25 protein-coding genes and 1 pseudogene are annotated in these 18,989 nt (G+C 53.2%); 16 read left to right on the top strand and 10 right to left on the bottom strand.

The features are described 5' to 3' along the window. Positions 1-66 precede the first annotated feature (66 nt). The 9 genes and pseudogenes from MRY16398_RS13400 to osmV all read left to right on the top strand — a co-directional run bounded on the left by MRY16398_RS13400 (position 67) and on the right by osmV (position 5,114). Positions 67-291 (top strand): hypothetical protein, encoded by a 225-nt coding sequence (locus tag MRY16398_RS13400; protein WP_125124565.1) that lies wholly within the window; start codon positions 67-69, stop codon positions 289-291. Continuing rightward, positions 288-512 (top strand): hypothetical protein, encoded by a 225-nt coding sequence (locus MRY16398_RS13395; protein WP_125124564.1) that lies wholly within the window; start codon positions 288-290, stop codon positions 510-512. The genes MRY16398_RS13400 and MRY16398_RS13395 overlap by 4 nt, the downstream gene beginning before the upstream one ends. Then, on the top strand, positions 509-874 hold the full coding sequence (locus tag MRY16398_RS13390; protein ID WP_125124563.1) for a hypothetical protein: 366 nt from the start codon (positions 509-511) through the stop codon (positions 872-874). The genes MRY16398_RS13395 and MRY16398_RS13390 overlap by 4 nt, the downstream gene beginning before the upstream one ends. Next, the gene (locus MRY16398_RS13385) at positions 867-1,190 is read left to right on the top strand and encodes a hypothetical protein (RefSeq protein WP_125124562.1); all 324 of its coding nucleotides are present in this window, start codon (positions 867-869) and stop codon (positions 1,188-1,190) included. Before MRY16398_RS13390 ends, MRY16398_RS13385 begins: the two co-directional genes overlap by 8 nt. Positions 1,191-1,197: 7 nt before the next feature. Then, entirely contained in the window at positions 1,198-1,431 is a 234-nt protein-coding gene (locus MRY16398_RS13380) for an excisionase family protein (RefSeq protein WP_107224296.1), read from the top strand. 55 nt (positions 1,432-1,486) lie between these two features. Beyond that, positions 1,487-2,779: a tyrosine-type recombinase/integrase gene (locus MRY16398_RS13375; RefSeq protein ID WP_125124561.1), complete on the top strand. Its 1,293-nt coding sequence runs from the start codon at positions 1,487-1,489 to the stop codon at positions 2,777-2,779. A 35-nt stretch (positions 2,780-2,814) separates the two neighbouring features. Continuing rightward, positions 2,815-3,309, top strand: a pseudogene (locus MRY16398_RS13370) (glycine betaine ABC transporter substrate-binding protein); the annotation flags it as partial. 9 nt (positions 3,310-3,318) lie between these two features. Continuing rightward, entirely contained in the window at positions 3,319-3,966 is a 648-nt protein-coding gene (osmW, locus tag MRY16398_RS13365) for an osmoprotectant ABC transporter permease OsmW (RefSeq protein WP_039078848.1), read from the top strand. Continuing rightward, entirely contained in the window at positions 3,966-5,114 is a 1,149-nt protein-coding gene (osmV, locus tag MRY16398_RS13360; RefSeq protein WP_039078847.1) for an osmoprotectant ABC transporter ATP-binding protein OsmV, read from the top strand. Before osmW ends, osmV begins: the two co-directional genes overlap by 1 nt. 106 nt (positions 5,115-5,220) lie before the next feature. Here the strand turns inward: osmV and bioD are convergent, their stop codons facing one another. From bioD to MRY16398_RS13345, 3 genes are all read right to left on the bottom strand, one after another. Further along, positions 5,221-5,916, bottom strand: coding sequence for a dethiobiotin synthase (gene bioD, locus MRY16398_RS13355; protein WP_039078846.1), 696 nt, complete (start codon positions 5,914-5,916; stop codon positions 5,221-5,223). A 125-nt stretch (positions 5,917-6,041) separates the two neighbouring features. Beyond that, entirely contained in the window at positions 6,042-7,262 is a 1,221-nt protein-coding gene (gene mlc, locus MRY16398_RS13350) for a sugar metabolism global transcriptional regulator Mlc (RefSeq protein WP_125124560.1), read from the bottom strand. 130 nt (positions 7,263-7,392) lie between these two features. Continuing rightward, the gene (locus tag MRY16398_RS13345) at positions 7,393-8,289 is read right to left on the bottom strand and encodes a LysR family transcriptional regulator (RefSeq protein WP_079498191.1); all 897 of its coding nucleotides are present in this window, start codon (positions 8,287-8,289) and stop codon (positions 7,393-7,395) included. A gap of 108 nt (positions 8,290-8,397) precedes the next feature. Here MRY16398_RS13345 and MRY16398_RS13340 point away from each other — a divergent pair, with 108 nt between their 5' ends. After that, positions 8,398-9,648, top strand: coding sequence for an MFS transporter (locus MRY16398_RS13340; protein ID WP_039078843.1), 1,251 nt, complete (start codon positions 8,398-8,400; stop codon positions 9,646-9,648). 64 nt (positions 9,649-9,712) lie between these two features. Here MRY16398_RS13340 and MRY16398_RS31280 read toward each other — a convergent pair whose 3' ends face one another. Beyond that, on the bottom strand, positions 9,713-9,805 hold the full coding sequence (locus MRY16398_RS31280) for a KPN_01571 family protein (RefSeq protein ID WP_223886976.1): 93 nt from the start codon (positions 9,803-9,805) through the stop codon (positions 9,713-9,715). 169 nt (positions 9,806-9,974) lie between these two features. On the opposite strand from MRY16398_RS31280, the gene MRY16398_RS13335 reads away from it, so the two are divergent. The 5 genes from MRY16398_RS13335 to MRY16398_RS13320 all read left to right on the top strand — a co-directional run bounded on the left by MRY16398_RS13335 (position 9,975) and on the right by MRY16398_RS13320 (position 13,782). Then, positions 9,975-11,462 (top strand): carboxypeptidase M32, encoded by a 1,488-nt coding sequence (locus tag MRY16398_RS13335; RefSeq protein WP_125124559.1) that lies wholly within the window; start codon positions 9,975-9,977, stop codon positions 11,460-11,462. 68 nt (positions 11,463-11,530) lie between these two features. Further along, complete coding sequence (locus tag MRY16398_RS13330) at positions 11,531-12,001, top strand: GNAT family N-acetyltransferase (protein ID WP_172600648.1); 471 nt, start codon at positions 11,531-11,533, stop codon at positions 11,999-12,001. A gap of 281 nt (positions 12,002-12,282) precedes the next feature. Then, on the top strand, positions 12,283-12,684 hold the full coding sequence (asr, locus tag MRY16398_RS13325) for an acid resistance repetitive basic protein Asr (RefSeq protein ID WP_039078840.1): 402 nt from the start codon (positions 12,283-12,285) through the stop codon (positions 12,682-12,684). 91 nt (positions 12,685-12,775) lie between these two features. After that, positions 12,776-12,859 carry a small membrane protein YdgU gene (gene ydgU, locus MRY16398_RS31415; protein ID WP_090088754.1) on the top strand — a complete coding sequence of 28 codons (84 nt, stop codon included), beginning with the start codon at positions 12,776-12,778 and terminating at the stop codon, positions 12,857-12,859. A gap of 101 nt (positions 12,860-12,960) precedes the next feature. Then, a complete protein-coding gene (locus MRY16398_RS13320) occupies positions 12,961-13,782 on the top strand; it encodes a trypsin-like serine peptidase (RefSeq protein WP_071195522.1) in 822 nt (273 codons plus the stop codon). Positions 13,783-13,784: 2 nt separating this feature from the next. On the opposite strand, the gene MRY16398_RS13315 is transcribed toward MRY16398_RS13320, so the two are convergent. The 6 genes from MRY16398_RS13315 to MRY16398_RS30590 form a co-directional block, all read right to left on the bottom strand. Continuing rightward, positions 13,785-15,947, bottom strand: coding sequence for a bifunctional diguanylate cyclase/phosphodiesterase (locus tag MRY16398_RS13315; protein WP_039078838.1), 2,163 nt, complete (start codon positions 15,945-15,947; stop codon positions 13,785-13,787). Positions 15,948-16,057: 110 nt separating this feature from the next. Next, positions 16,058-16,387 (bottom strand): multidrug/spermidine efflux SMR transporter subunit MdtI, encoded by a 330-nt coding sequence (gene mdtI, locus MRY16398_RS13310; protein WP_071195520.1) that lies wholly within the window; start codon positions 16,385-16,387, stop codon positions 16,058-16,060. Continuing rightward, positions 16,374-16,736, bottom strand: a complete 363-nt coding sequence (gene mdtJ / locus MRY16398_RS13305; protein ID WP_039078836.1) for a multidrug/spermidine efflux SMR transporter subunit MdtJ — start codon at positions 16,734-16,736, stop codon at positions 16,374-16,376. Before mdtJ ends, mdtI begins: the two co-directional genes overlap by 14 nt. A gap of 114 nt (positions 16,737-16,850) precedes the next feature. Next, the gene (locus tag MRY16398_RS31410; protein WP_418904010.1) at positions 16,851-16,949 is read right to left on the bottom strand and encodes a protein YdgV; all 99 of its coding nucleotides are present in this window, start codon (positions 16,947-16,949) and stop codon (positions 16,851-16,853) included. 189 nt (positions 16,950-17,138) lie between these two features. Beyond that, complete coding sequence (locus tag MRY16398_RS13300; protein WP_039078864.1) at positions 17,139-18,206, bottom strand: AI-2E family transporter; 1,068 nt, start codon at positions 18,204-18,206, stop codon at positions 17,139-17,141. A gap of 16 nt (positions 18,207-18,222) precedes the next feature. Next, positions 18,223-18,399, bottom strand: a complete 177-nt coding sequence (locus MRY16398_RS30590; RefSeq protein ID WP_172600647.1) for a hypothetical protein — start codon at positions 18,397-18,399, stop codon at positions 18,223-18,225. 160 nt (positions 18,400-18,559) lie between these two features. Between MRY16398_RS30590 and umuD the strand changes: the two genes are divergently transcribed. Further along, complete coding sequence (gene umuD / locus MRY16398_RS13295; protein WP_071195519.1) at positions 18,560-18,982, top strand: translesion error-prone DNA polymerase V autoproteolytic subunit; 423 nt, start codon at positions 18,560-18,562, stop codon at positions 18,980-18,982. The last annotated feature ends 7 nt before the right edge of the window (positions 18,983-18,989 follow it).

The raw sequence follows: 18,989 nt of genomic DNA, 5'->3' as shown, positions 1-18,989 counted from the left end.
TGAAGCGGCGTCGCTTATCTGGAACCAGCGAGCACCACGCCCCGAAAACGACCGGGAGCCGAAAGCATGAATATTGATTTCCAGGATAAAGGTGCCGTGGCCACGATATCCATCACCAGCTCCGTATTTGAGTTCCGGCGTCACAATCGCGTGGTTGATACTGTGCTTTTCCGGGAGTCGGGAGTCATCCACACGCGCAGCGGCTTTTTCCGGATGAAGACAGTTATCTCTGGCCCGTCAAATCGCATGCTTCGGGCATACAAGGTTGCACTACAGGAGGCTGCACGATGAGCAACGGTAATTTCCCAACATTTCCTGTCCCAGCTCGCCCCGGGTGTGGGCTGGGCGACAAAGGTATGACTTATCGCCAGCACCTCATTGCTCAGCTTGCACCCATCGTTATGGATGCGTTTTTCAATCAAGACTTTTGGGAGAATTACAACGAAATGGCTGGCTCTTTGATGAATGCCGTTGACGCGATTGTTGCTGCTGAACAGGAGACATCAAAATGACGCAGAAAATCCTTATTGATACCAGCAATCTGAGCACCATTGCCGTTTGCCTGGAGCAATTGGTCAACGCTGAGCGTGCACAGTTGAGTATTGAGCATCAGCTCGATCAATCAACCAGCAGCGCTGAATTTAGTTCATGGAGGAAAAGTGCGGAAAAGGCTTTGCGCGCGGTGAAAGCGAAGCGTCGCCTTATTACCGCACAACTCGCAGTCCTCCGTCAGCAGGAAAAAGAAAAGAACGAAGAGAATCGCCAGCAGCACAATGAATATCTCATTGCAGAGCTTCGGGAGATTGTTACGCCTTCTTCTTTCGTTCGCTGCGTCCGTTATGCAACCGACAAATTGGAGGCCGCCAGTGAGTGAACAAAATGTATTCGAACTTGTGAAGCTGATTAAGGCAGCTAATGGTGATCCATCATCCATTACTGACGTGATTTGGGAGGCTGGCTATCGCCAGCCGGAACGGACTGCAGAAGAAGCGGCAAAGATAACGATTGATGTATTTTTTCACTGTAATGCCTTTGGCATTTCGGCGGAATTCTGGCCGGATAATTACGACAGCATTTTGTTAGATCAATTGATGGCAGCGGTGGGAGGAAAGGATGGTGAGCTTTTGGGGGGCGAACCTTCCGCTATTGCAAAAAGTGTAATCGCTGCTGGTTTTGCGAAAAAGGTATGAGGTGGGTATGCAGACAATTATCCAGGTGGAACCAAATGAATGGGTTACCGAGCAGCTACTGATTGCGGTCACCGGCTTGAAGCCAGGCACTATCGCTCGGGCGCGAAAAAACTCCTGGCTTCTTGGCCGGGAATATAAGCACGTTTCACCGGACGGGGAACCAAAGCCCACCAGCGAATGCATGTACAACCGTAAAGCAGTTGACGCATGGGTTGCCGCACAAAAACAACCAATATGGTGATCGGGTTCGATGAAAAAGGTAATCTTGTATGGCTCCTGGACGTCAGGAGGAAATTATGAGTAAAACCTCATATCCAACGGGCGTTGAGAATCATGGCGGATCACTCCGCATATGGTTCAATTTTAACGGCCGGCGCATCAGGGAAAATCTCGGTGTACCTGATAACGCCAAAAACCGGAAGGTGGCCGGGGATCTGCGCACATCGGTTTGTTTCGCTATCCGCATGGGTAGTTTTAATTACGCAGCGCAGTTCCCGAACTCCCCTAACCTCAAACTGTTAGGTCTGGAGAAAAAAGAAATCACCGTAAAAGTCCTTGCTGAAAAATGGCTGGAACTGAAAAAAATGGAGATTAGCGCTAACGCACTGAGCCGCTATCAGTCGGTGGTAAGAAATATGGTCCCGCGTATCGGTGGTAACCGGATGGTATCGGCGGTGTCCAGAGAGGACCTGCTGTTTATCCGTAAGGATCTTCTTACCGGGCAGCACTCACCCGGGCGAGGAAAAAATCCGGTTATTACTGGCCGCGCAGTACCAACGGTCAATTACTACATGACTACCATGTCGGGCATGTTTCAGTTCGCTGCCGATAATGGCTACGCATCCGTCAATCCATTCGACGGGATCACACCACTAAAAAAGTCGAAAGCTGAACCTGACCCATTAAACAGGGATGAGTTTTTGCGTTTGATAGAAGCCTGCCATCACCAGCAAATCAAAAATCTCTGGTCGCTGGCGGTTTACACGGGGGTACGTCATGGGGAACTGGTCGCGCTTGCATGGGAGGATATCGACCTCAGGGCGGGAACGATGACAGTCAGGAGGAATCACACTTCGCAGGGAGACTTCACCCTACCGAAGACCGATGCGGGCACCGACAGAGTGATTCATCTTATTCAGCCGGCCATTGACACCCTGAAAAACCAGGCGGAGATGACCCGACTTGGGCGGCAGTATCAGATTGAAGTGAAGTTGCGGGAGTACGGGCGCTCAACCATGCACCCCTGCACCTTCATCTTTAATCCTCAGGTGACACGCAAAAACAGCTACGCCGGGCACCACTACTCTGTGCGTTCGGTAAGTTCAATCTGGGAAACGGTAACCAAACGCGCCGGAATAAGATACCGCAAAGCTTACCAGTCACGCCACACCTATGCGTGCTGGTCTCTGTCTGCAGGTGCCAACCCGACATTCATCGCCTCGCAGATGGGCCACAGTAGTGCCCAGATGGTGTACAGCGTCTACGGTGCCTGGATGGCAGAAAACAGCGCAGAGCAGGTTTCCTTGCTGAATCAGAAGCTTTCGGCTTATGCCCCATCCATGCCCCAGAAGGCGCATGGAGGTACGTAGAAGTCAGTGATATCGAGGTCTGCAGGCTCAAGACTGAACATATCAATACCATGTCTGACATGGTGGCGAAGATTGAGCAGATTCGAAAAACCGATCCTAAACATAACTGGATGTTGGGGCTGGATCTCGAATTCTCCGGGCGTAGCGACGGTATGAAACCCTTCCAGCAGGCCTATGACCTTGAGCTGGACAGGCCGCAAATCCGTCAGATGGACCCCGGGCTGGTCTATAACGCCGTCCGTGATGGCTTCGTCGATGCCGGTCTGGTCTACACGACGGATGGTCGGGTAAAAGGCTTCGATTTGAAAGTGCTGAAAGACGATAAAGGCTTCTTCCCCAGCTATGCCGTGACGCCGGTGGTGCGTAAAGACACGCTGGAGGCCAATCCGGGGCTGGAAGAGACGCTTAATACGCTTTCTGGTCTGCTCAACAACGACGTCATCATGACGCTCAACGCAAAAGTCGATATTGACCATCAGACGCCACAGCAGGTGGCGCAAGACTTCCTGCGTGAGAAAGGTCTGCTGTAAGGAGCGCCTATGGATACGATTCACTACATGATGGATAACTGGAGCTATCTGGCAATGCTCACCTTCCAGCACCTCTGGCTGGTGCTGCTTGCAGTCGGTCTGGCAATTGTGACGGGTGTGCCGCTGGGGATCCTTATCGTAAGGCATAAATGGCTGGCAACGCCCGTGCTGGGGCTGGCAACGATTGTGCTGACCATCCCGTCGATTGCCTTATTCGGCCTGATGATCCCGCTTTTCTCGCTGATCGGCCAGGGGATTGGCGCCCTGCCCGCTATCACCGCCGTATTTCTCTACTCCTTGCTGCCGATTGTGCGTAATACCCATACCGCGCTGGACAGTCTGCCTCCTGGCCTGCGTGAAGCCGGACGCGGCATTGGCATGACCTTCTGGCAACGTCTGCGCTGGGTAGAGATTCCCATGGCGCTGCCAGTGATTTTTGGCGGTATCCGTACTGCGGTGGTGATGAATATTGGCGTTATGGCCATCGCGGCGGTCATTGGCGCAGGCGGCCTGGGGCTACTGTTGCTCAATGGTATCGGCGGCAGCGATATCCGCATGTTAATTGCCGGGGCGCTGATGATCTGTTTACTGGCCATTGTGCTCGACTGGTTACTGCATCGCTTGCAGGTGGTTCTGACACCGAAGGGGATTCGATAATGATAAAACTGGAAAATTTAACTAAACAATTCACCCAGAAAAACGGCCAGACCGTGAAGGCCGTCGACAATATCAACCTGCACGTGCCGCAAGGTGAAATGTGCGTACTGTTGGGCCCGTCCGGCTGCGGCAAAACGACCACGCTTAAGATGATTAACCGCCTGATTATGCCCAGCAGCGGTAAGATCCTGGTCAATGACAAAGATACCAGCGACATGGATACTGTCAGCCTGCGTCGTAATCTGGGCTATGTTATCCAGCAGATCGGTCTGTTTCCCAATATGACCATTGAAGAGAACATTACCGTGGTGCCGCGCATGCTGGGCTGGGATAAAGACCGCTGTAAGCGTCGTGCCGAAGAGTTAATGGATATGGTGGCGCTGGATGCGAAAAAATTCCTTCACCGCTATCCGCGTGAGATGTCCGGCGGTCAGCAGCAGCGTATCGGGGTGATTCGCGCACTGGCGGCGGATCCGCCGGTCCTGCTGATGGATGAACCGTTCGGCGCGGTCGATCCCATTAACCGCGAAGTTATCCAGAATCAGTTTCTGGAGATGCAGCGCACGCTGAAAAAGACCGTCATGCTGGTCAGCCACGATATAGATGAAGCGTTAAAGCTGGGGGACCGGATTGCGGTGTTCCGCCAGGGGCGTATTGTGCAGTGCGCCAGCCCGGATGAGCTGCTGGCCAAACCGGCGAACGAGTTTGTCGGCTCTTTTGTCGGCCAGGACCGTACATTGAAACGTCTGCTGCTGGTTTCCGCAGGCGATGTCACCGACCAACAGCCAACGCTGACGGTACGTGAGTCGACGGCGGCGCAGGAGGCGTTCGCGATGATGGACGATAACGATATTCGCGCGATTACCGTGGTGGATGGCGACGGTAAACCGCTGGGTTTTGTGAAGCGTCGCGAAGCGCGTGGCGCGCAGGGCGATTGCGCCGGACTGCTGCATCCGTTCCGTATTACCGGGAAAGCTGAGGATAATCTGCGCGTGGTATTGTCGAAGTTGTATGAGAGTAATACCAGTTGGATGCCGATTGTTGATGAAGCCGGGCGCTACAACGGGGAGATTTCACAGGATTATATTGCAGATTATTTAAGCTCCGGCAAAACACGCCGGGTGCTGAATATTCACAGCGATGCCTGACCCCGGCTGGCGCGACGCTTAGCCGGGCTACGTATGAGGTATGTGCCGCACCAAACGCGTAGCCCGGATCAGGCGCTTGCGCCGCCATCCGGGTCTGGCTGTCGGTTTACGCCAATACACGCTCGGCGGCCAGCATCCCTTTCGCCATCTGCAAATTGATATACTGCGCCAGGTCGCGCTGTTCGGCACGCGGCAGATAAGGTAACTCCCCCACCAGCGGCGCAGGCAACTTGCGGCTGAGAACATTAATAATTTCAGCGTAATGCGCAAGCCCTGGGTTAATGCGGTTAGCCACCCAGCCAATCAGCGGCAGACCATCGCTGGCAATCGCCTGAGCGGTCAACAGCGCATGGTTGATACACCCTTCCTGTATCCCGACTACCATCAACACGCCCATTTGCTCTTGCACAACCCATTCGGAAAGCGGACGCAGATCGTTCATCAGGCTACGCCAGCCGCCCGTCCCTTCCACCACCACATGATCAACCTGCTCGCACAGGCTGGCCAGGCCATTGGACAACAGGGTGTAATTAATCGCAGAACTGTGCGCCACGCTACTTTCATCTTCGCTAAACGCAATGGGATTGACAGCAGAATACGGTAAATCAATGGAAGACACGCTTTGCAGCACCAGCGCGTCTTTATTGCGCAGACCTTCCGGCGTCTCTTTACTCCCTTTAGCGACTGGCTTGTAACCCGCGACGGTACTGCCGCAAGCGGCCAGCGCCTGTAGCAGCGCGCGGGACACCACTGTCTTGCCGACAGACGTATCAGTACCCGTTACAAAGAAACGCTTAAGCATCGCTAACTCCACCGTTATGCTACGAAAATATAAATCAGGAAAATAATTCAGTAGCGAAAGTCTACGTTAGGGATGCGGTGTTCAGCTTGAGATAGCGCAATTTTTAGTAGAACAGTGTAAAAATGTTACCCCTGCAACAAACGAATCAACAAGGATCCGTTATACATCGCGTCTTTCACCAGTGCCGCACCCGCCATAGTGCCCTGATTGGTGAATTGTGTGCTTTCGACGGCGATATGTTTGCTGTAGGCGGGCAGCGCCTGCTGGCGAATGCAATCAGCAATCGCCGGGAAGAGGATATCCGCCGCCTTACTGAGCGGCGAACCAATGAGAATTTTTTGCGGATTGAATAAATTCACCATAATGGCGAGAATGCGACCGACATTCGCCCCCACGCCACTGATAATGTCTTTCGCCAGCAAATCGCCCTGTTGAGCCGCTTCACATAACGACTCTACCGTCAGCGGCTGTTGATGCAACATCGAGCTCATGGACTGGCTCATGCGTAGCTGCGCCAGTTCCAGCACACTCTCCACGCTGGCAATGGTTTCCAGACACCCATGATTACCGCAGTAGCAGCGCTTACCGTATGGGTCGACCTGCGTATGGCCGATCTCCACCAGGCTACTGCTCCCTGCATGAAGCAGGCGACCGTCGGTAATGACACCGGCCCCAACGTTATGATCGATAACCACCTGGATAACATCACGCGCCCCGCGCGACGCGCCAAACAGCGCCTCTGCCATGGTCCAGGCGCTGATATCATGCTGCACATAGACCGGCACACCGGTGTGCTGTTCCAGCATTTCCCCCAGCGGCATATCTTTGACGTCTTCATAAAACGGCATGCGGTGCACAATGCCATGTTCCGTGTCGATAATCCCCGGCAAGGTGATAGCAATGGCGGTTAACCGCTCCAGCTTCTGCTGATGGCGGATAAAGAACTGATCGATATGAATAATGATGCGCTGCAGCAGCGGCTTTTCGTCGGTCAGCGGAAGCTCCTGACGCTCTTCCACCACCAGTTTGCTGCTTAAATCGCGTAAAGAGAGGAAGATCTCCCCGCGGCTGATGCGCAGCGAGAGATAATGCCAGGCTTCGGTCTCCACCACCAGCCCAACGGCGGGCCGCCCGCGGCTTCCCGGCTCCTGAATTTCGGTCTCCTGCACCAGGTGCGCTTCAAGCATTTCCCGCACAATCTTGGTAATACTGGCCGGCGCAAGCTGCGCCAGACGTGACAGATCGATGCGCGACACCGGGCCAAGCTGATCAATAAGGCGGTAGACAGCCCCTGCATTGGTCTGCTTAATCTGATCAATATGCCCAGGCTGACTATCAGCAACCACCTCTTACTCCCTTTATTTTTGAGCTCGAAATAAACTTTGGGATATGGTGAAGCACTTCAATAGTCGCCGTCAAATATTTACGTAGGCTTGTGATTTACCGCACGTTTTGCGGGCGTATACTGGCCACTTTTTATGCATTCGCCGCAGAAATGAGTTGCTGCCTGAAACGCTGTGCCGCTGTTCCCTGTTCATGATGCTTTGCCCATACGAGCCACATTTCCGATACCGCATCCGTTTCCAGGATCGGTACCCAACGCATTTCTGTCAGTTGCACGCGCCGAAATGAGGCAGGCAGAATCGACACCCCAAGTCCTGCCGCCACCAGCCCAATAATGGTCATCGCCTCCCCCACTTCCTGGGTAATCGACGGCGTCAGGTTATAACGGCGCAACAACCCAAGAATATCGTCATACAACCCGGTTCCCACATGTGGGTCGAAAAAGACAAACGGCTCCCGCGCCAGCTCGGCCAGCGATACGCCGCTTTTCGCGGCTAAAGGGTGATCGCGATGAATCATCGCCAGCAGCGGCTCGCGCAAAATCACCTGCCAGGCCAGCGTGTCAGGCAGCAAGGTATTGCGCATCAATCCAAGGTCAAGCTTGCCCTCATTGAGCGGGGCTATTTGCTCACGAGTATTGATTTCCCGGGTCTGGATATGCACATCCGGGTAAGACTGGCGAAACGACGACAGGGTGTCAGACACTGCGCTAATAAACGGTGCCGATGAGGTAAAGCCAATGCGCAAATCGCCGGTTTCCCCCTGATGCAGGCGGGACGCCCGGCTAACGGCATCATCTACCTGGCTTAATATCTGCCGACTGTCTGCCAGAAACTGTCGGCCTGCGGGCGTCAGCGATACGCTGCGGTTGGTTCGCGCCAGTAGCTTCGCGCCGATTTGCTGCTCAAGGATTTGGATTTGTTGGCTCAGCGGCGGCTGGGAAATATTTAACCGCGCCGCCGCATGACCAAAATGCAGCTCTTCGGCGACAGCAATAAAATAACGGAGATGGCGAAGCTCGATATTCATATTTTAAACATATCATTTGAGATTATTAATATATTAGACAGAACAATGACCGTTTCATACCCTTAAATACATCCCCGCCTGACCGGGATGTAAACTTAAGGATTTCAAGTGAGCCGTACAACTACCGTTGACACTCTTCCGGCAAGTGGTGTTGATGAAAATAATCGTTCTTTGCCGACACAATTTATTAAACGTGGTACCCCCCAATTTATGCGCGTCACCCTGGCGCTCTTCTCCGCCGGACTGGCTACCTTCGCCCTGCTTTATTGTGTACAGCCTATTTTGCCGGTGCTGTCGCAGGAGTTCGGCGTCTCCCCGGCAAACAGCAGTATTTCACTCTCTATCTCTACCGCCATGCTGGCCATCGGTCTGTTATTTACCGGACCGTTATCAGACGCGGTTGGCCGTAAGAAAGTGATGGTGACGGCATTGTTGCTGGCCTCATGCTGTACGCTGCTTTCAACGCTGATGACCAGTTGGCATGGCATTCTGATCATGCGTGCCCTGATTGGGCTGTCACTGAGCGGAGTTGCCGCCGTGGGCATGACCTACCTTAGTGAAGAGATCCACCCCAGCTTTGTCGCCTTTTCCATGGGGCTGTACATTAGCGGTAACTCGATTGGCGGCATGAGCGGACGCCTTATTAGCGGCGTGTTCACTGATTTTTTTAACTGGCGTATCGCGCTGGCGGCAATTGGCTGTTTTGCACTGGCTTCCGCGTTAATGTTCTGGCGTATTTTGCCGGAATCTCGTCATTTCCGTCCGAGTTCGCTACGCCCGCGCACCCTGTTCATTAATTTTCGCCTGCACTGGCGCGATAAAGGATTGCCCTTATTATTCCTTGAGGGTTTCCTGTTAATGGGCTCGTTCGTTACCCTGTTTAATTACATTGGTTATCGGTTAATGCAGTCGCCGTGGTTTTTAAGCCAGGCGGTGGTGGGGTTACTTTCCGTCGCCTATTTAACCGGCACCTGGAGTTCGCCACGCGCCGGAGCAATGACCGCCAAATATGGTCGTGGGCCGGTGATGGTCGCCTCGATTGCAATTATGCTTTCCGGTCTTTTATTAACGTTACTTCCTTCACTGTGGGCGATCTTTATCGGTATGCTGCTTTTTACTGCCGGTTTCTTTGCTTCCCACTCCGTCGCCAGTAGCTGGATTGGCCCACGCGCGCGCCGCGCCAAAGGGCAGGCTTCATCGCTGTATTTATTCAGCTATTATCTGGGCTCAAGTATTGCGGGTACGCTCGGTGGTGTGTTCTGGCATAACTATGGCTGGAACGGTGTGGGCGGCTTTATTGCGCTGATGCTGTTACTGGCGTTATTTGTCGGCAGCAGACTGCATCGCCGCTTACGCTAAAGCGGTACGAGTTAACATAGAGCCCCGGTCTATTTTCGGGGCTTTTGCTCTGTGCCCTGGCAGATCAGAACATTCCCAGTATCGACGATGCCCCTAAAAGTTCACGTACTGCGTCAAGCACCATAAGAGCAAATATGATCCACACAAAGGGATTCATCATTTAGGCTTTAGGGTTGATTCAACGTATATCACCTGCGACTTTTTCATTATGGTTCAGTTGGTAATGTCCCACCATAAACCGGCGAATAATCTTGTTTGTCCATTGATAAGCGCCTGAATCTCTGTACTCTCATTCATATCGTTCCGAACCCGCTTGCAGAGGCAATATGGATAACAATCAAAACTATCAATCCCTTACCCGCACCTTCATGCGCCTGAGCCGTTTTCAGCACCTCTCCGCCATCGCCGGATGGGACATGTTCGCCATGATGCCGCCGGGGGGCAGCACCGCCCGTAGTGAGGCGCTGGCTGAACTGGGGGTGCTACAGCACCAAATCCTGACCGACAAAAAGGTGGGTGACTGGCTGCGCAATGCCCTACAAGAAGAACTTAATGATGTGGAGCAGGCCAACCTGCGCGAGATGACGCGCCAGTACCAGCAGGCCGCGCTGCTGCCGGAATCACTGGTGGAGGCCAAAGCACTGGCGGGCAGCAAGTGCGAACATGCCTGGCGCACTCAGCGTCCGGCAAATGACTGGGCCGGGTTCAGCGCGAATCTGAAAGAGGTGGTAAAACTCAGCCGCGAAGAGGCGAAGATCCGCGCCCAGGCAAAAGGCTGCTCGCCGTATGACGCGCTGCTGGATATTTTCGAACCGGACATGACCAGCGCCCGTCTGGACGTCCTGTTCGCCGATCTAAAATCCTGGCTTCCGGACCTGCTGCAGCGCGTGGTTGACAAGCAATCGCGTGAAACGTTGATTGCCCCCGTCGGCCCGTTCCCGGTCGCCACCCAGCGCGAACTGGGGCTGGAAGCCATGACGCTACTCGGTTTCGATTTTAACGCCGGGCGTCTCGACGTCAGCGCGCATCCGTTCTGCGGCGGCGTGCCGGAAGATGTCCGCATCACCACCCGTTATGATGAAAATGAACTGCTGAGTGCGCTGTTTGGCGTGGTGCATGAAACCGGGCACGCCCGCTATGAGCAGAACCTGCCGCGTCAGTGGCTGGGGCAGCCGGTCGCGCTGGCGCGTTCTACCGCCATCCATGAGTCGCAAAGTCTGTTTTTTGAAATGCAGCTTGGCCGCAGCGAAGCCTTCCTGAAACGTCTGTTGCCCGCGATTATTCAACATTTCGGCGCACAACCCGCGTTTGAAGAAAGTAACTTCATCGCCTGGAACCAGCGCGTTAAACCCGGCTTTATCCGCGTCGATGCCGATGAAGTCAGCTATCCGGCCCATGTGATCCTGCGTTATGAAATTGAGCGAGCATTGATTAACGGCGAGATAGAGGTGGACGATATCCCCGCCCTGTGGAATGAAAAAATGCAGGCATGGCTGGGCTTGTCCACCGAAGGTAACTACCGTAACGGCTGTATGCAGGATATCCACTGGACGGACGGCGGGTTTGGCTACTTCCCGTCGTATACGCTTGGCGCGATGTATGCCGCTCAGCTTTTCCAGGCCGCGCGAAATGCCCTGCCAGGGCTGGACGAAGCTATTGCGCAAGGTGATTTTTCCGCACTGTTTGACTGGCTGCGGCAGAATATCTGGCAGCACGGCAGCCGTTTCTCCACCTCGCAGTTGATCGAACAGGCCACTGGCGAGGCGCTGAACAGCCGCTATTTCCGCCAGCATTTAACGGCGCGTTATTTGTAATCATCCCCGGCACAGTTCACGCACCGCGCGCTGAACTGTGCCAGCCCATCACTTTGAAAGGCAAAAATATGGTTGTGCTTCACCCCATGTCTGAAACGGACTTTGCAGGCTTTCTGGCCTATTTTATTCCCGACTATGCTGCGGAGATTGCCGCTAATTATCACCTCTCCCAGGATGCGGCGTTGGCGCAGGCAAAACGGGAAATTGCCAGCAGCCTGCCCGACGGTGTGAAAACGCAAGGTCAAAGCCTGAAAAGCATCGTGCATACAGATAACGGCAGCGAAGTGCAGATTGGCTATTTATGGTACCGGGCGAATGGGGAGGATCAATCGGCATTTATTTATGACTTTTACCTCCTGCCCGCGTTTCGCGGTAAAGGGCTCGGTAGCCGCGCGATGCAAAGTCTGGAGGCTCTGCTGGCAGGCGAAGGTATCCGGCAAATCAAATTACGCGTCGCCGCCGAAAATGCGCATGCCAAAAAAGTCTATGAAGCCAATGGCTACCAGGTCACCGGCTATAACATGAATAAATTGCTTTGAATCATGCCGGGGGGCTCTGTACTGGCTTTATTCGTACAATAACGATGACGTCCACCTTGCGGATGTACATGGATCAACTGATAACAATAAAACTAACCATCTGAAAATAAACACTTTCATCATCTAACAAAGACTACGTTCTGCGCCCCCCGCCTCGTTTGTACATCCCGTTACACGCCGAAACCAATCACTCACGGAAAGAGATCATCGCTGTCGGTATAGTCTCTTTCAACGGCCCCGCAGTGGGGTTGAACAATGAAACCAAATTCGAGGATATCAGAATGAAAAAAGTATTAGCTCTGGTTGTTGCCGCTGCTATGGGTCTGTCTTCTGTTGCGTTCGCTGCTGATACCGCAGCCACAACTGCAGCTCCGGCTACCACCACCACTACTGCTGCTCCGGCCGCTGCACCTGCTGCTGCCCCGGCTAAAACCACGCATGCGAAAAAAGTTCACAAGAAAAAAACCGTTGCACAGAAAGCTCAGGCCGCTAAGAAAAAACACCACAAAAAAGCAGCAGCTAAACCAGCTGTAGAGCAGAAAGCTCAGGCTGCTAAGAAAAAACACCACAAAAAAGCAGCGGCTAAACCGGCTGTAGAGCAGAAAGCTCAGGCTGCTAAAAAACACCATAAAAAACACGTAAAACACACTGCAACTAAACCAGCCGCTCAACCGGCTGCATAAGTTACCGTGTAATACCCCGCCTGCTGTACAGGCTGAGTAAATCGTCGGCGCTGAACCCTGAGGTGAAGCGCCGTTTTTCTCTGGAGGGCCTATGCTGCGACGTTATCGTTTCGAGTTCATCCTGTTAATGCTGATTGTCTGCGCGCTCATTGCCCTTCGGCTTTTTCTTTCCTGATGTAGCACGCTGATTTTACTCCCACTTTTTTCTCGCCCCGTCTATAGTTTATAAACCTGGGTTCACATTTAATAATCATAATTACCCCACCAGAGTGTGATATGCGAAAAACCGTTGTGCTATTGCTGGGATCGTTTTTTCTCTTTTCTGCTTACGGACATGCCGACGATGGTGATGATGACACCATTGATGCGGCTCAGATCAAGACGCTGTTCTTTGGTCATGATGATCGCGTTCGCGTGACCACTCCGACCCGCTCCCCCTGGGATGCGATTGGGCAACTGGAAACAGCAAGCGGCAATTTATGTACCGCGACGCTTATTTCGCCTCACCTGGCCTTAACCGCCGGGCATTGTCTGTTGACGCCGCCGAACGGCAAACCGGATAAAGCGGTAGCGCTGCGGTTTGTTTCGCAGAAAGGAACCTGGCGTTATGAAATCCACGGCATCGAAGGGCGCGTCGATCCGTCGCTGGGTAAAAGGTTGAAACCCGATGGCGATGGCTGGATCGTGCCGTCATCCGCGGCACCCTGGGATTTTGGGCTGGTTGTGCTGCGCAACCCGCCGTCCGGCATTACGCCGTTACCGCTGTTTGTGGGTGATAAAGCGGCGCTGACGGATGCGCTAAAAGTGGCAGAGCGCAAAGTGACGCAGTCGGGTTATCCGGCCGATCATCTGGACACGCTGTACAGCCACGAAAACTGCATTGTTACCGGCTGGGCGCAAAACAGCGTTCTGTCTCATCAATGTGATACGTTGCCCGGCGACAGCGGCTCGCCGTTGATGCTGAAAACCGCCGAAGGCTGGCAGCTTATTGCGGTCCAGAGTTCAGCCCCGGCCGCCAAAGATCGCTGGCGCGCCGACAACCGGGCCATTTCGGTGACCGGTTTTCGTGACAAACTCGAAGCGCTGGCAAAAGAGTAAAATCAGCCCTGCCGCAGATGACGAAAATGCAAAATGTCGTCCAGCGGCATGGGTTCGCTAAACCAGTAGCCTTGTAACTGGTCGCAACCGGCCAATCGTAGCATCTTCATCTGCTTTTCATTTTCCACGCCTTCGGCCACCACCATCATTCCCAGCGCACTGGCGATACGAATTGTGCCGCTCACCAGCGCCGAGGCTTGTTCATCATCATCTACCAGCCCGGCCAGGGATTTATCAATTTTGATCGTTTCAAAATTAAAGCGTCTCAGGTAGCCGATACTGGAGTATCCGGTACCAAAATCGTCCAGTGCGACCGACATGCCCAGCGCTTTCAGGGTGGTAATAGCGATATGTGCGCGCTCCGGATTTTCCACTACATAGGTTTCGGTCACTTCCAGTTGCAGACGTGCTGGCGGGAAGCGCGTACTTTTCAGCACCTTCGCCACCTTATCTTCAAAATCCGGATCGCGAAATTGCGCCGGGGAGATATTTACCGACAATTTTAAATCGCTATACGCCTGCAGATCGTTACAGGCACGACGCAGAACAAATTGCCCCAGTTCGTAAATCAGGCCACTGGTTTCCGCAATCACAATAAAATCATCGGGTTTAAGTTCGCCACCCGGGCGGCGCGGCCAGCGGACAAGTGCTTCGACGCCAACCATCGCCAGGCTACGCGCATCCACAATGGGCTGATACCAGACATCGAATTCATCGCGTTCCATACCGTTACGGATATCATTTTCAATCAGCAACTGCCGCTCGCGAGCACTGTTCAGCGCCGCATCGTAATGCGTGATGCGCCCTTTGCCGATACTTTTTGAGTGGTACATGGCGATATCGGCACGGCGGAAAAGCTCAGTACTGGTGCACTCCACCAGCGTGCCGCTGGCGATGCCAATACTGGCTCCAATATGGATCGTCCGCTCTCCCACCTGGATGGGGTTATTCAGATACGCCAGCACGTGCCCGGCAAATCTCGCGGTCTGCTCCTCTGCCCAGGGGCCGCCAATGGTCATGGCAAACTCATCGCCCCCCATCCGCGCCAGCATCCCCTGCGTCGGCACTTTCTCCCGTAACGTCTGGGCGATGGTTCTGATCAGGCGGTCCCCCACGTCATGCCCGTAAATGTCGTTCACATCCTTGAACCCATCAAGATCGACAAAGGCGACGCTCATCATACTGGTGTCGCCCCGCGCGGCGAGCTTATCGAGATGTTCAATCAGGGCGCGGCGATTCGGCAGGTGGCTCAGCCAGTCGGTTAAGGCAATCCGACGGGCAATATTTTCCCCTTTCGCCAGCTTATACAACCCGGCGCTGCTCAGGAGAATAAACAGGAGGATCAATCCCGATGCCAGCAGGGCGATTTGACGAATATTGGCAGAGGCCGCCTCGGCAGCTTCCGCGCCCGGCAGGCGCCGTGACCAGTCTAACCAGCCCAGCACCTCCCCCGCCGAACTTTCCAGCGGCACGGCGAATTCATCCGGCTTCTGCTCCGTGAACGCTAAATCGGCTATCTGGAAGGTATCGCCCAGCTCTTTAAGGATTTGTGTATTCAGGTGGCGGGTAATCACCAGATAACGCCGGGTATTATCATTAACCGCTAAATTACCCACCATCGGGCGGATAAGGCCTATCCCTATAAATGCGGTGCCGCTGCGGGTACGGGTAATCCCGGCATAAATGTCATTACTGGAAATCAGTGAAGCCGAATTATTACGGATGAGCGCCTGTAAACCCTTGCCAAAAAAATCGAGCGAATGTTCCGTAAATGTGGCGCTGTGAAACGCTCCCCATAAGACGTTGAAGTTTTCATCAAGAATAAAGGTGCCGTCATAGAGATTATTGACTTTAAATCCCTCACCCCAGGTTTTGTAGAGCCATTGGGTATCAAGCTGTGGGCGATACGCTTCCCGCACCGCGTCATCCCAGACGGCGTTATCAATGACCAGCGAGCGCACGCGATTTACCGAGGTCTGAATCGCCCCCTGCACGGACAGTACGGTGCGGTGCTCATCAATTTCGTTGGCTTTGCTACTGATCAGATGCAACGAAAGGTAGAGCAGCGCAACGATAGAAAAAATAAGCCCAATCCCTGCCAGGAAGATCATGACGAACAGGGTTTTGGCATTCGGGATATTCCGCCAGCTAAATGGGTTCAACATGCACTGCCCCCTCTATCCTTAACAGGAAAAACAGCCAGTTGAGGACTTCCGTTAACTAAGCGTAATACAGTCGGTGGATTTCGCTGCCTCTGATTCGGGCAGCGATCACATCAGGCGAGTTTTATTAGTATCATACCCACAATCAGTAAGATAACCCCCATCCAGCCTTTATTATTCAGGCGCTGGCCGAAGAGGATCCAGCCCGCCGCCAGGGTCGCGGCAATGCCGAACCCACCCCAGAGCGCGTAAGCTACTGACAAATCTATCCCTTTTACTGCCTGAGACAGCGCAGCAAAGGCACCAAGCACCGCCACCAGCGAGCCAATTCCGTATAATTTATGGCGAAAACCGGCTGAAAATTTAAGGAAAATATTGCCAACGATCTCCAGCACAATGGCCACCGCCAGCCAGGCGCCGTGAACCCACTCAAACTGTTGCATTGCGGCGCTCCTGCGGCGTCTTAGCCGCTTTCTGGGTGCCCGATTTGATAAGCACAATCCCGACCACCAGCGTCATCAGCCCGGCAATTTTCATCGGGGAGAGCGCTTCATCAAACAACACAACGCTAAACAGGGTGATCAATAAAATACCAATCCCCTCCCACAGGGCGTAGGCCACCCCGAGGGCAATCTTTTTAACCGCGAATGATAATAAAATATATGACAGTGCAATCATCACCAGCATCAGAATAAAACCGGCGTGTCCGTTGGTCACACTTGCCCACTTCATTGATAATGTGCCGGTTATTTCAGCCACAATGGCCAGCGCTAATAATATCCAGTAAATCATCATGCTTCTCCTGCTTGAGAATATAATCCTGCAGGGTTCTTCCCTAACGGAAAACCCGGTGCGTAAAAAATGAAAGTCGCGTGATTTACGCGAACCTAAGCAGAGAGAAAAGGACTATAGCGCCGAGCGCCAGTGTTGTTCGCCGGAAAGCAGAAAGACAGAAGAAGTAAGACGGGAAAAGCCAGAGATGAACGTCCTGAACAAATTATCCATAAAATTACAATATCCGCACATTGCTTCTCATCGCGGCGGAACGATTGTCCTCAGTAGTAAAACACGCTCTATTTCTACCACAGGCCCTGTTTTTCCTCAAATTCTTTTCACTTCTTTACCTGTGCTCACCAGGTTTGTGGAAATGGCATCACAGCCGCCGGTGAAAAATATCGGCGGCGGCAATACAGATTATTGTTCCGATTTCATCGCCAGCGCACGGTCTTCGGCGAGTAAATTCCACGATGCAATAAACAGCCCGGCAATCATTGGCCCCAGCACAAAACCGTTAATGCCAAAGAATTGCAACCCGCCAAGCGTAGTCAGCAAAATTAAATAATCGGGCATTCGGGTATCTTTGCCGACTAATAATGGTCGCAGGATATTATCAGCCAGCCCGACCACCACGACAAAATAGAGCGTCATCATTGTACCGGTGATAATTTCCCCGGTGGAGAAGAGAAAAATAGCCGCCGGAACCCAGATAAGCGCCGTACCGACCGCCGGGATCAGCGACATGAATGCCATCAGCGAACCCCACAACAGGCTGCCGTTAATGCCGGAAAACCAGAAGCCGAAGCCTCCCAGCGCCCCCTGCACAATTGCTACCACCAATGTCCCTTTCACCGTGGCGCGGGAGACGCTGGCAAATTTATGGAACAGGCGGCGTTTGATTTTGTCCGTCAGCGGAATAGCCGTAAATATTCTGCGAACCAGCCGGGAGCCGTCTTTCAGTAAAAAGAACAGCAGATAGACCATCAGACAGAAACTGACGGTAATACTCAGGGTATTTTTACCAATAATCACCGCGCTGCCCGCCAGATATCGCCCGGAGCTCAGCGCCACACCGGATAATTTTTCGCGAATGGCACCGACAGAGTCAAAGTCATTTTCCCGTAAATATCCCTGCGCCCAGCCGGGCAGATAACTAATACTGTCAGTAAAGAGTTGTGGTAAATCCGTGGCGTTATTTTGCAACCGTTGATAAAGCGCATTAATTTCCGCAATCAGTGACGTAACAATAATCATTAATGGAATAAAAACCAACACGCAGATAAGCAGTACGGTCAGCAACGAAGCAATACCGTCACGCCCCCGTAACCAGGCGGATAATTTCACCCGCAGCGGATAAAAAATAAGCGCCAGAATAACAGCCCAGATAATGGCTGCATAGTACGGCTGGATCAGGCTAAAAAACGCCACACTGACCAGCAACAACAGAACGATAAAAAAGAAATTATGGGTTTTCAATGCCGTCATTTTCGCCATCCAATGGTTAAACTGCTGCTAAGTGTAGTGGCTGGCCCAGTGAATGTAAAAAACGTCCGCCGCCGCGAAATAATAAAATAGCGTTTTTTCCCTTATTATTCTCATGGTTGCCTGCGGCCAGACGAGGGCCAGAAATACCCGAGTCGCGCATTTTTTCATCATCCAACAAAAATCCTTGTGTCATCAATCTCTTCACAAAAATCGCAGCGAGGCGGCTTGATCGGTACTCCTTTTTGGCGATACTGTATATATACACAGTAATATATAAAAACAGTCATCATGGATGTATCAGCGGCGAAAGCCTCACCTTTATCAGGACGTCTACAGGTTTGTCAGGCAGCCTTATGCCTGCCATTACGTGGGAGCGACATGCAATGACAACCAGCGCTTTTCCCAGCCCGGCGGCCGATTACATCGAAGGCGCGATCGACCTGGTGGCACACTTGATTAGCCACCCGTCCGCAACCTATGTGCTGCGCACCGCCAGCGATGCCATGTGCGGCGCGGCGATCCTGCCCGGATCCTTACTGTTGGTGGACAGCAGCCTGCAACCGGCGGATGGCGATATCGTCGTCGCCCGCCTACTGAGCGGTTTTACCGTCCGGCGTTTACGCCTCTCACCGCCGCGCCTGGTGGCAGAGAACGAAAACTATCGCACGGTATACATTGATGAGGAGGAAGGCGCGCATATTGTGGGCGTCGTCACCACTATCATCACGACGCCCCGGCGCACCCTGCACGTGCGCGCAGCCAGCGTGCGGGGGTGAAGATGCG

Origin of the sequence: Phytobacter sp. MRY16-398 (assembly GCF_003925915.1) — a bacterium.
GTDB lineage: Bacteria > Pseudomonadota > Gammaproteobacteria > Enterobacterales > Enterobacteriaceae > Phytobacter > Phytobacter diazotrophicus.
This window is presented reverse-complemented; position numbering and strand designations above follow the sequence as displayed.

Bases quoted from the DNA above. Each gene is read 5' to 3' on its own strand.
- MRY16398_RS13300 (WP_039078864.1), bottom strand. From the start codon at position 18,206: ATGACGGCATTGAAAACCCATAATTTCTTTTTTATCGTTCTGTTGTTG.
- MRY16398_RS13395 (WP_125124564.1), top strand. From the start codon at position 288: ATGAGCAACGGTAATTTCCCAACATTTCCTGTCCCAGCTCGCCCCGGG.
- MRY16398_RS31280 (WP_223886976.1), bottom strand. From the start codon at position 9,805: ATGAATCCCTTTGTGTGGATCATATTTGCTCTTATGGTGCTTGACGCA.
- mdtI (WP_071195520.1), bottom strand. From the start codon at position 16,387: ATGCAACAGTTTGAGTGGGTTCACGGCGCCTGGCTGGCGGTGGCCATT.
- osmV (WP_039078847.1), top strand. From the start codon at position 3,966: ATGATAAAACTGGAAAATTTAACTAAACAATTCACCCAGAAAAACGGC.
- MRY16398_RS13400 (WP_125124565.1), top strand. From the start codon at position 67: ATGAATATTGATTTCCAGGATAAAGGTGCCGTGGCCACGATATCCATC.
- bioD (WP_039078846.1), bottom strand. From the start codon at position 5,916: ATGCTTAAGCGTTTCTTTGTAACGGGTACTGATACGTCTGTCGGCAAG.
- MRY16398_RS13330 (WP_172600648.1), top strand. From the start codon at position 11,531: ATGGTTGTGCTTCACCCCATGTCTGAAACGGACTTTGCAGGCTTTCTG.
- asr (WP_039078840.1), top strand. From the start codon at position 12,283: ATGAAAAAAGTATTAGCTCTGGTTGTTGCCGCTGCTATGGGTCTGTCT.
- mdtJ (WP_039078836.1), bottom strand. From the start codon at position 16,736: ATGATTTACTGGATATTATTAGCGCTGGCCATTGTGGCTGAAATAACC.
- umuD (WP_071195519.1), top strand. From the start codon at position 18,560: ATGCCTGCCATTACGTGGGAGCGACATGCAATGACAACCAGCGCTTTT.
- MRY16398_RS13320 (WP_071195522.1), top strand. From the start codon at position 12,961: ATGCGAAAAACCGTTGTGCTATTGCTGGGATCGTTTTTTCTCTTTTCT.
- MRY16398_RS13375 (WP_125124561.1), top strand. From the start codon at position 1,487: ATGAGTAAAACCTCATATCCAACGGGCGTTGAGAATCATGGCGGATCA.
- MRY16398_RS13335 (WP_125124559.1), top strand. From the start codon at position 9,975: ATGGATAACAATCAAAACTATCAATCCCTTACCCGCACCTTCATGCGC.
- MRY16398_RS13390 (WP_125124563.1), top strand. From the start codon at position 509: ATGACGCAGAAAATCCTTATTGATACCAGCAATCTGAGCACCATTGCC.
- MRY16398_RS30590 (WP_172600647.1), bottom strand. From the start codon at position 18,399: ATGACACAAGGATTTTTGTTGGATGATGAAAAAATGCGCGACTCGGGT.
- MRY16398_RS13315 (WP_039078838.1), bottom strand. From the start codon at position 15,947: ATGTTGAACCCATTTAGCTGGCGGAATATCCCGAATGCCAAAACCCTG.
- ydgU (WP_090088754.1), top strand. From the start codon at position 12,776: ATGCTGCGACGTTATCGTTTCGAGTTCATCCTGTTAATGCTGATTGTC.
- osmW (WP_039078848.1), top strand. From the start codon at position 3,319: ATGGATACGATTCACTACATGATGGATAACTGGAGCTATCTGGCAATG.
- MRY16398_RS31410 (WP_418904010.1), bottom strand. From the start codon at position 16,949: ATGGATAATTTGTTCAGGACGTTCATCTCTGGCTTTTCCCGTCTTACT.
- MRY16398_RS13380 (WP_107224296.1), top strand. From the start codon at position 1,198: ATGCAGACAATTATCCAGGTGGAACCAAATGAATGGGTTACCGAGCAG.
- MRY16398_RS13345 (WP_079498191.1), bottom strand. From the start codon at position 8,289: ATGAATATCGAGCTTCGCCATCTCCGTTATTTTATTGCTGTCGCCGAA.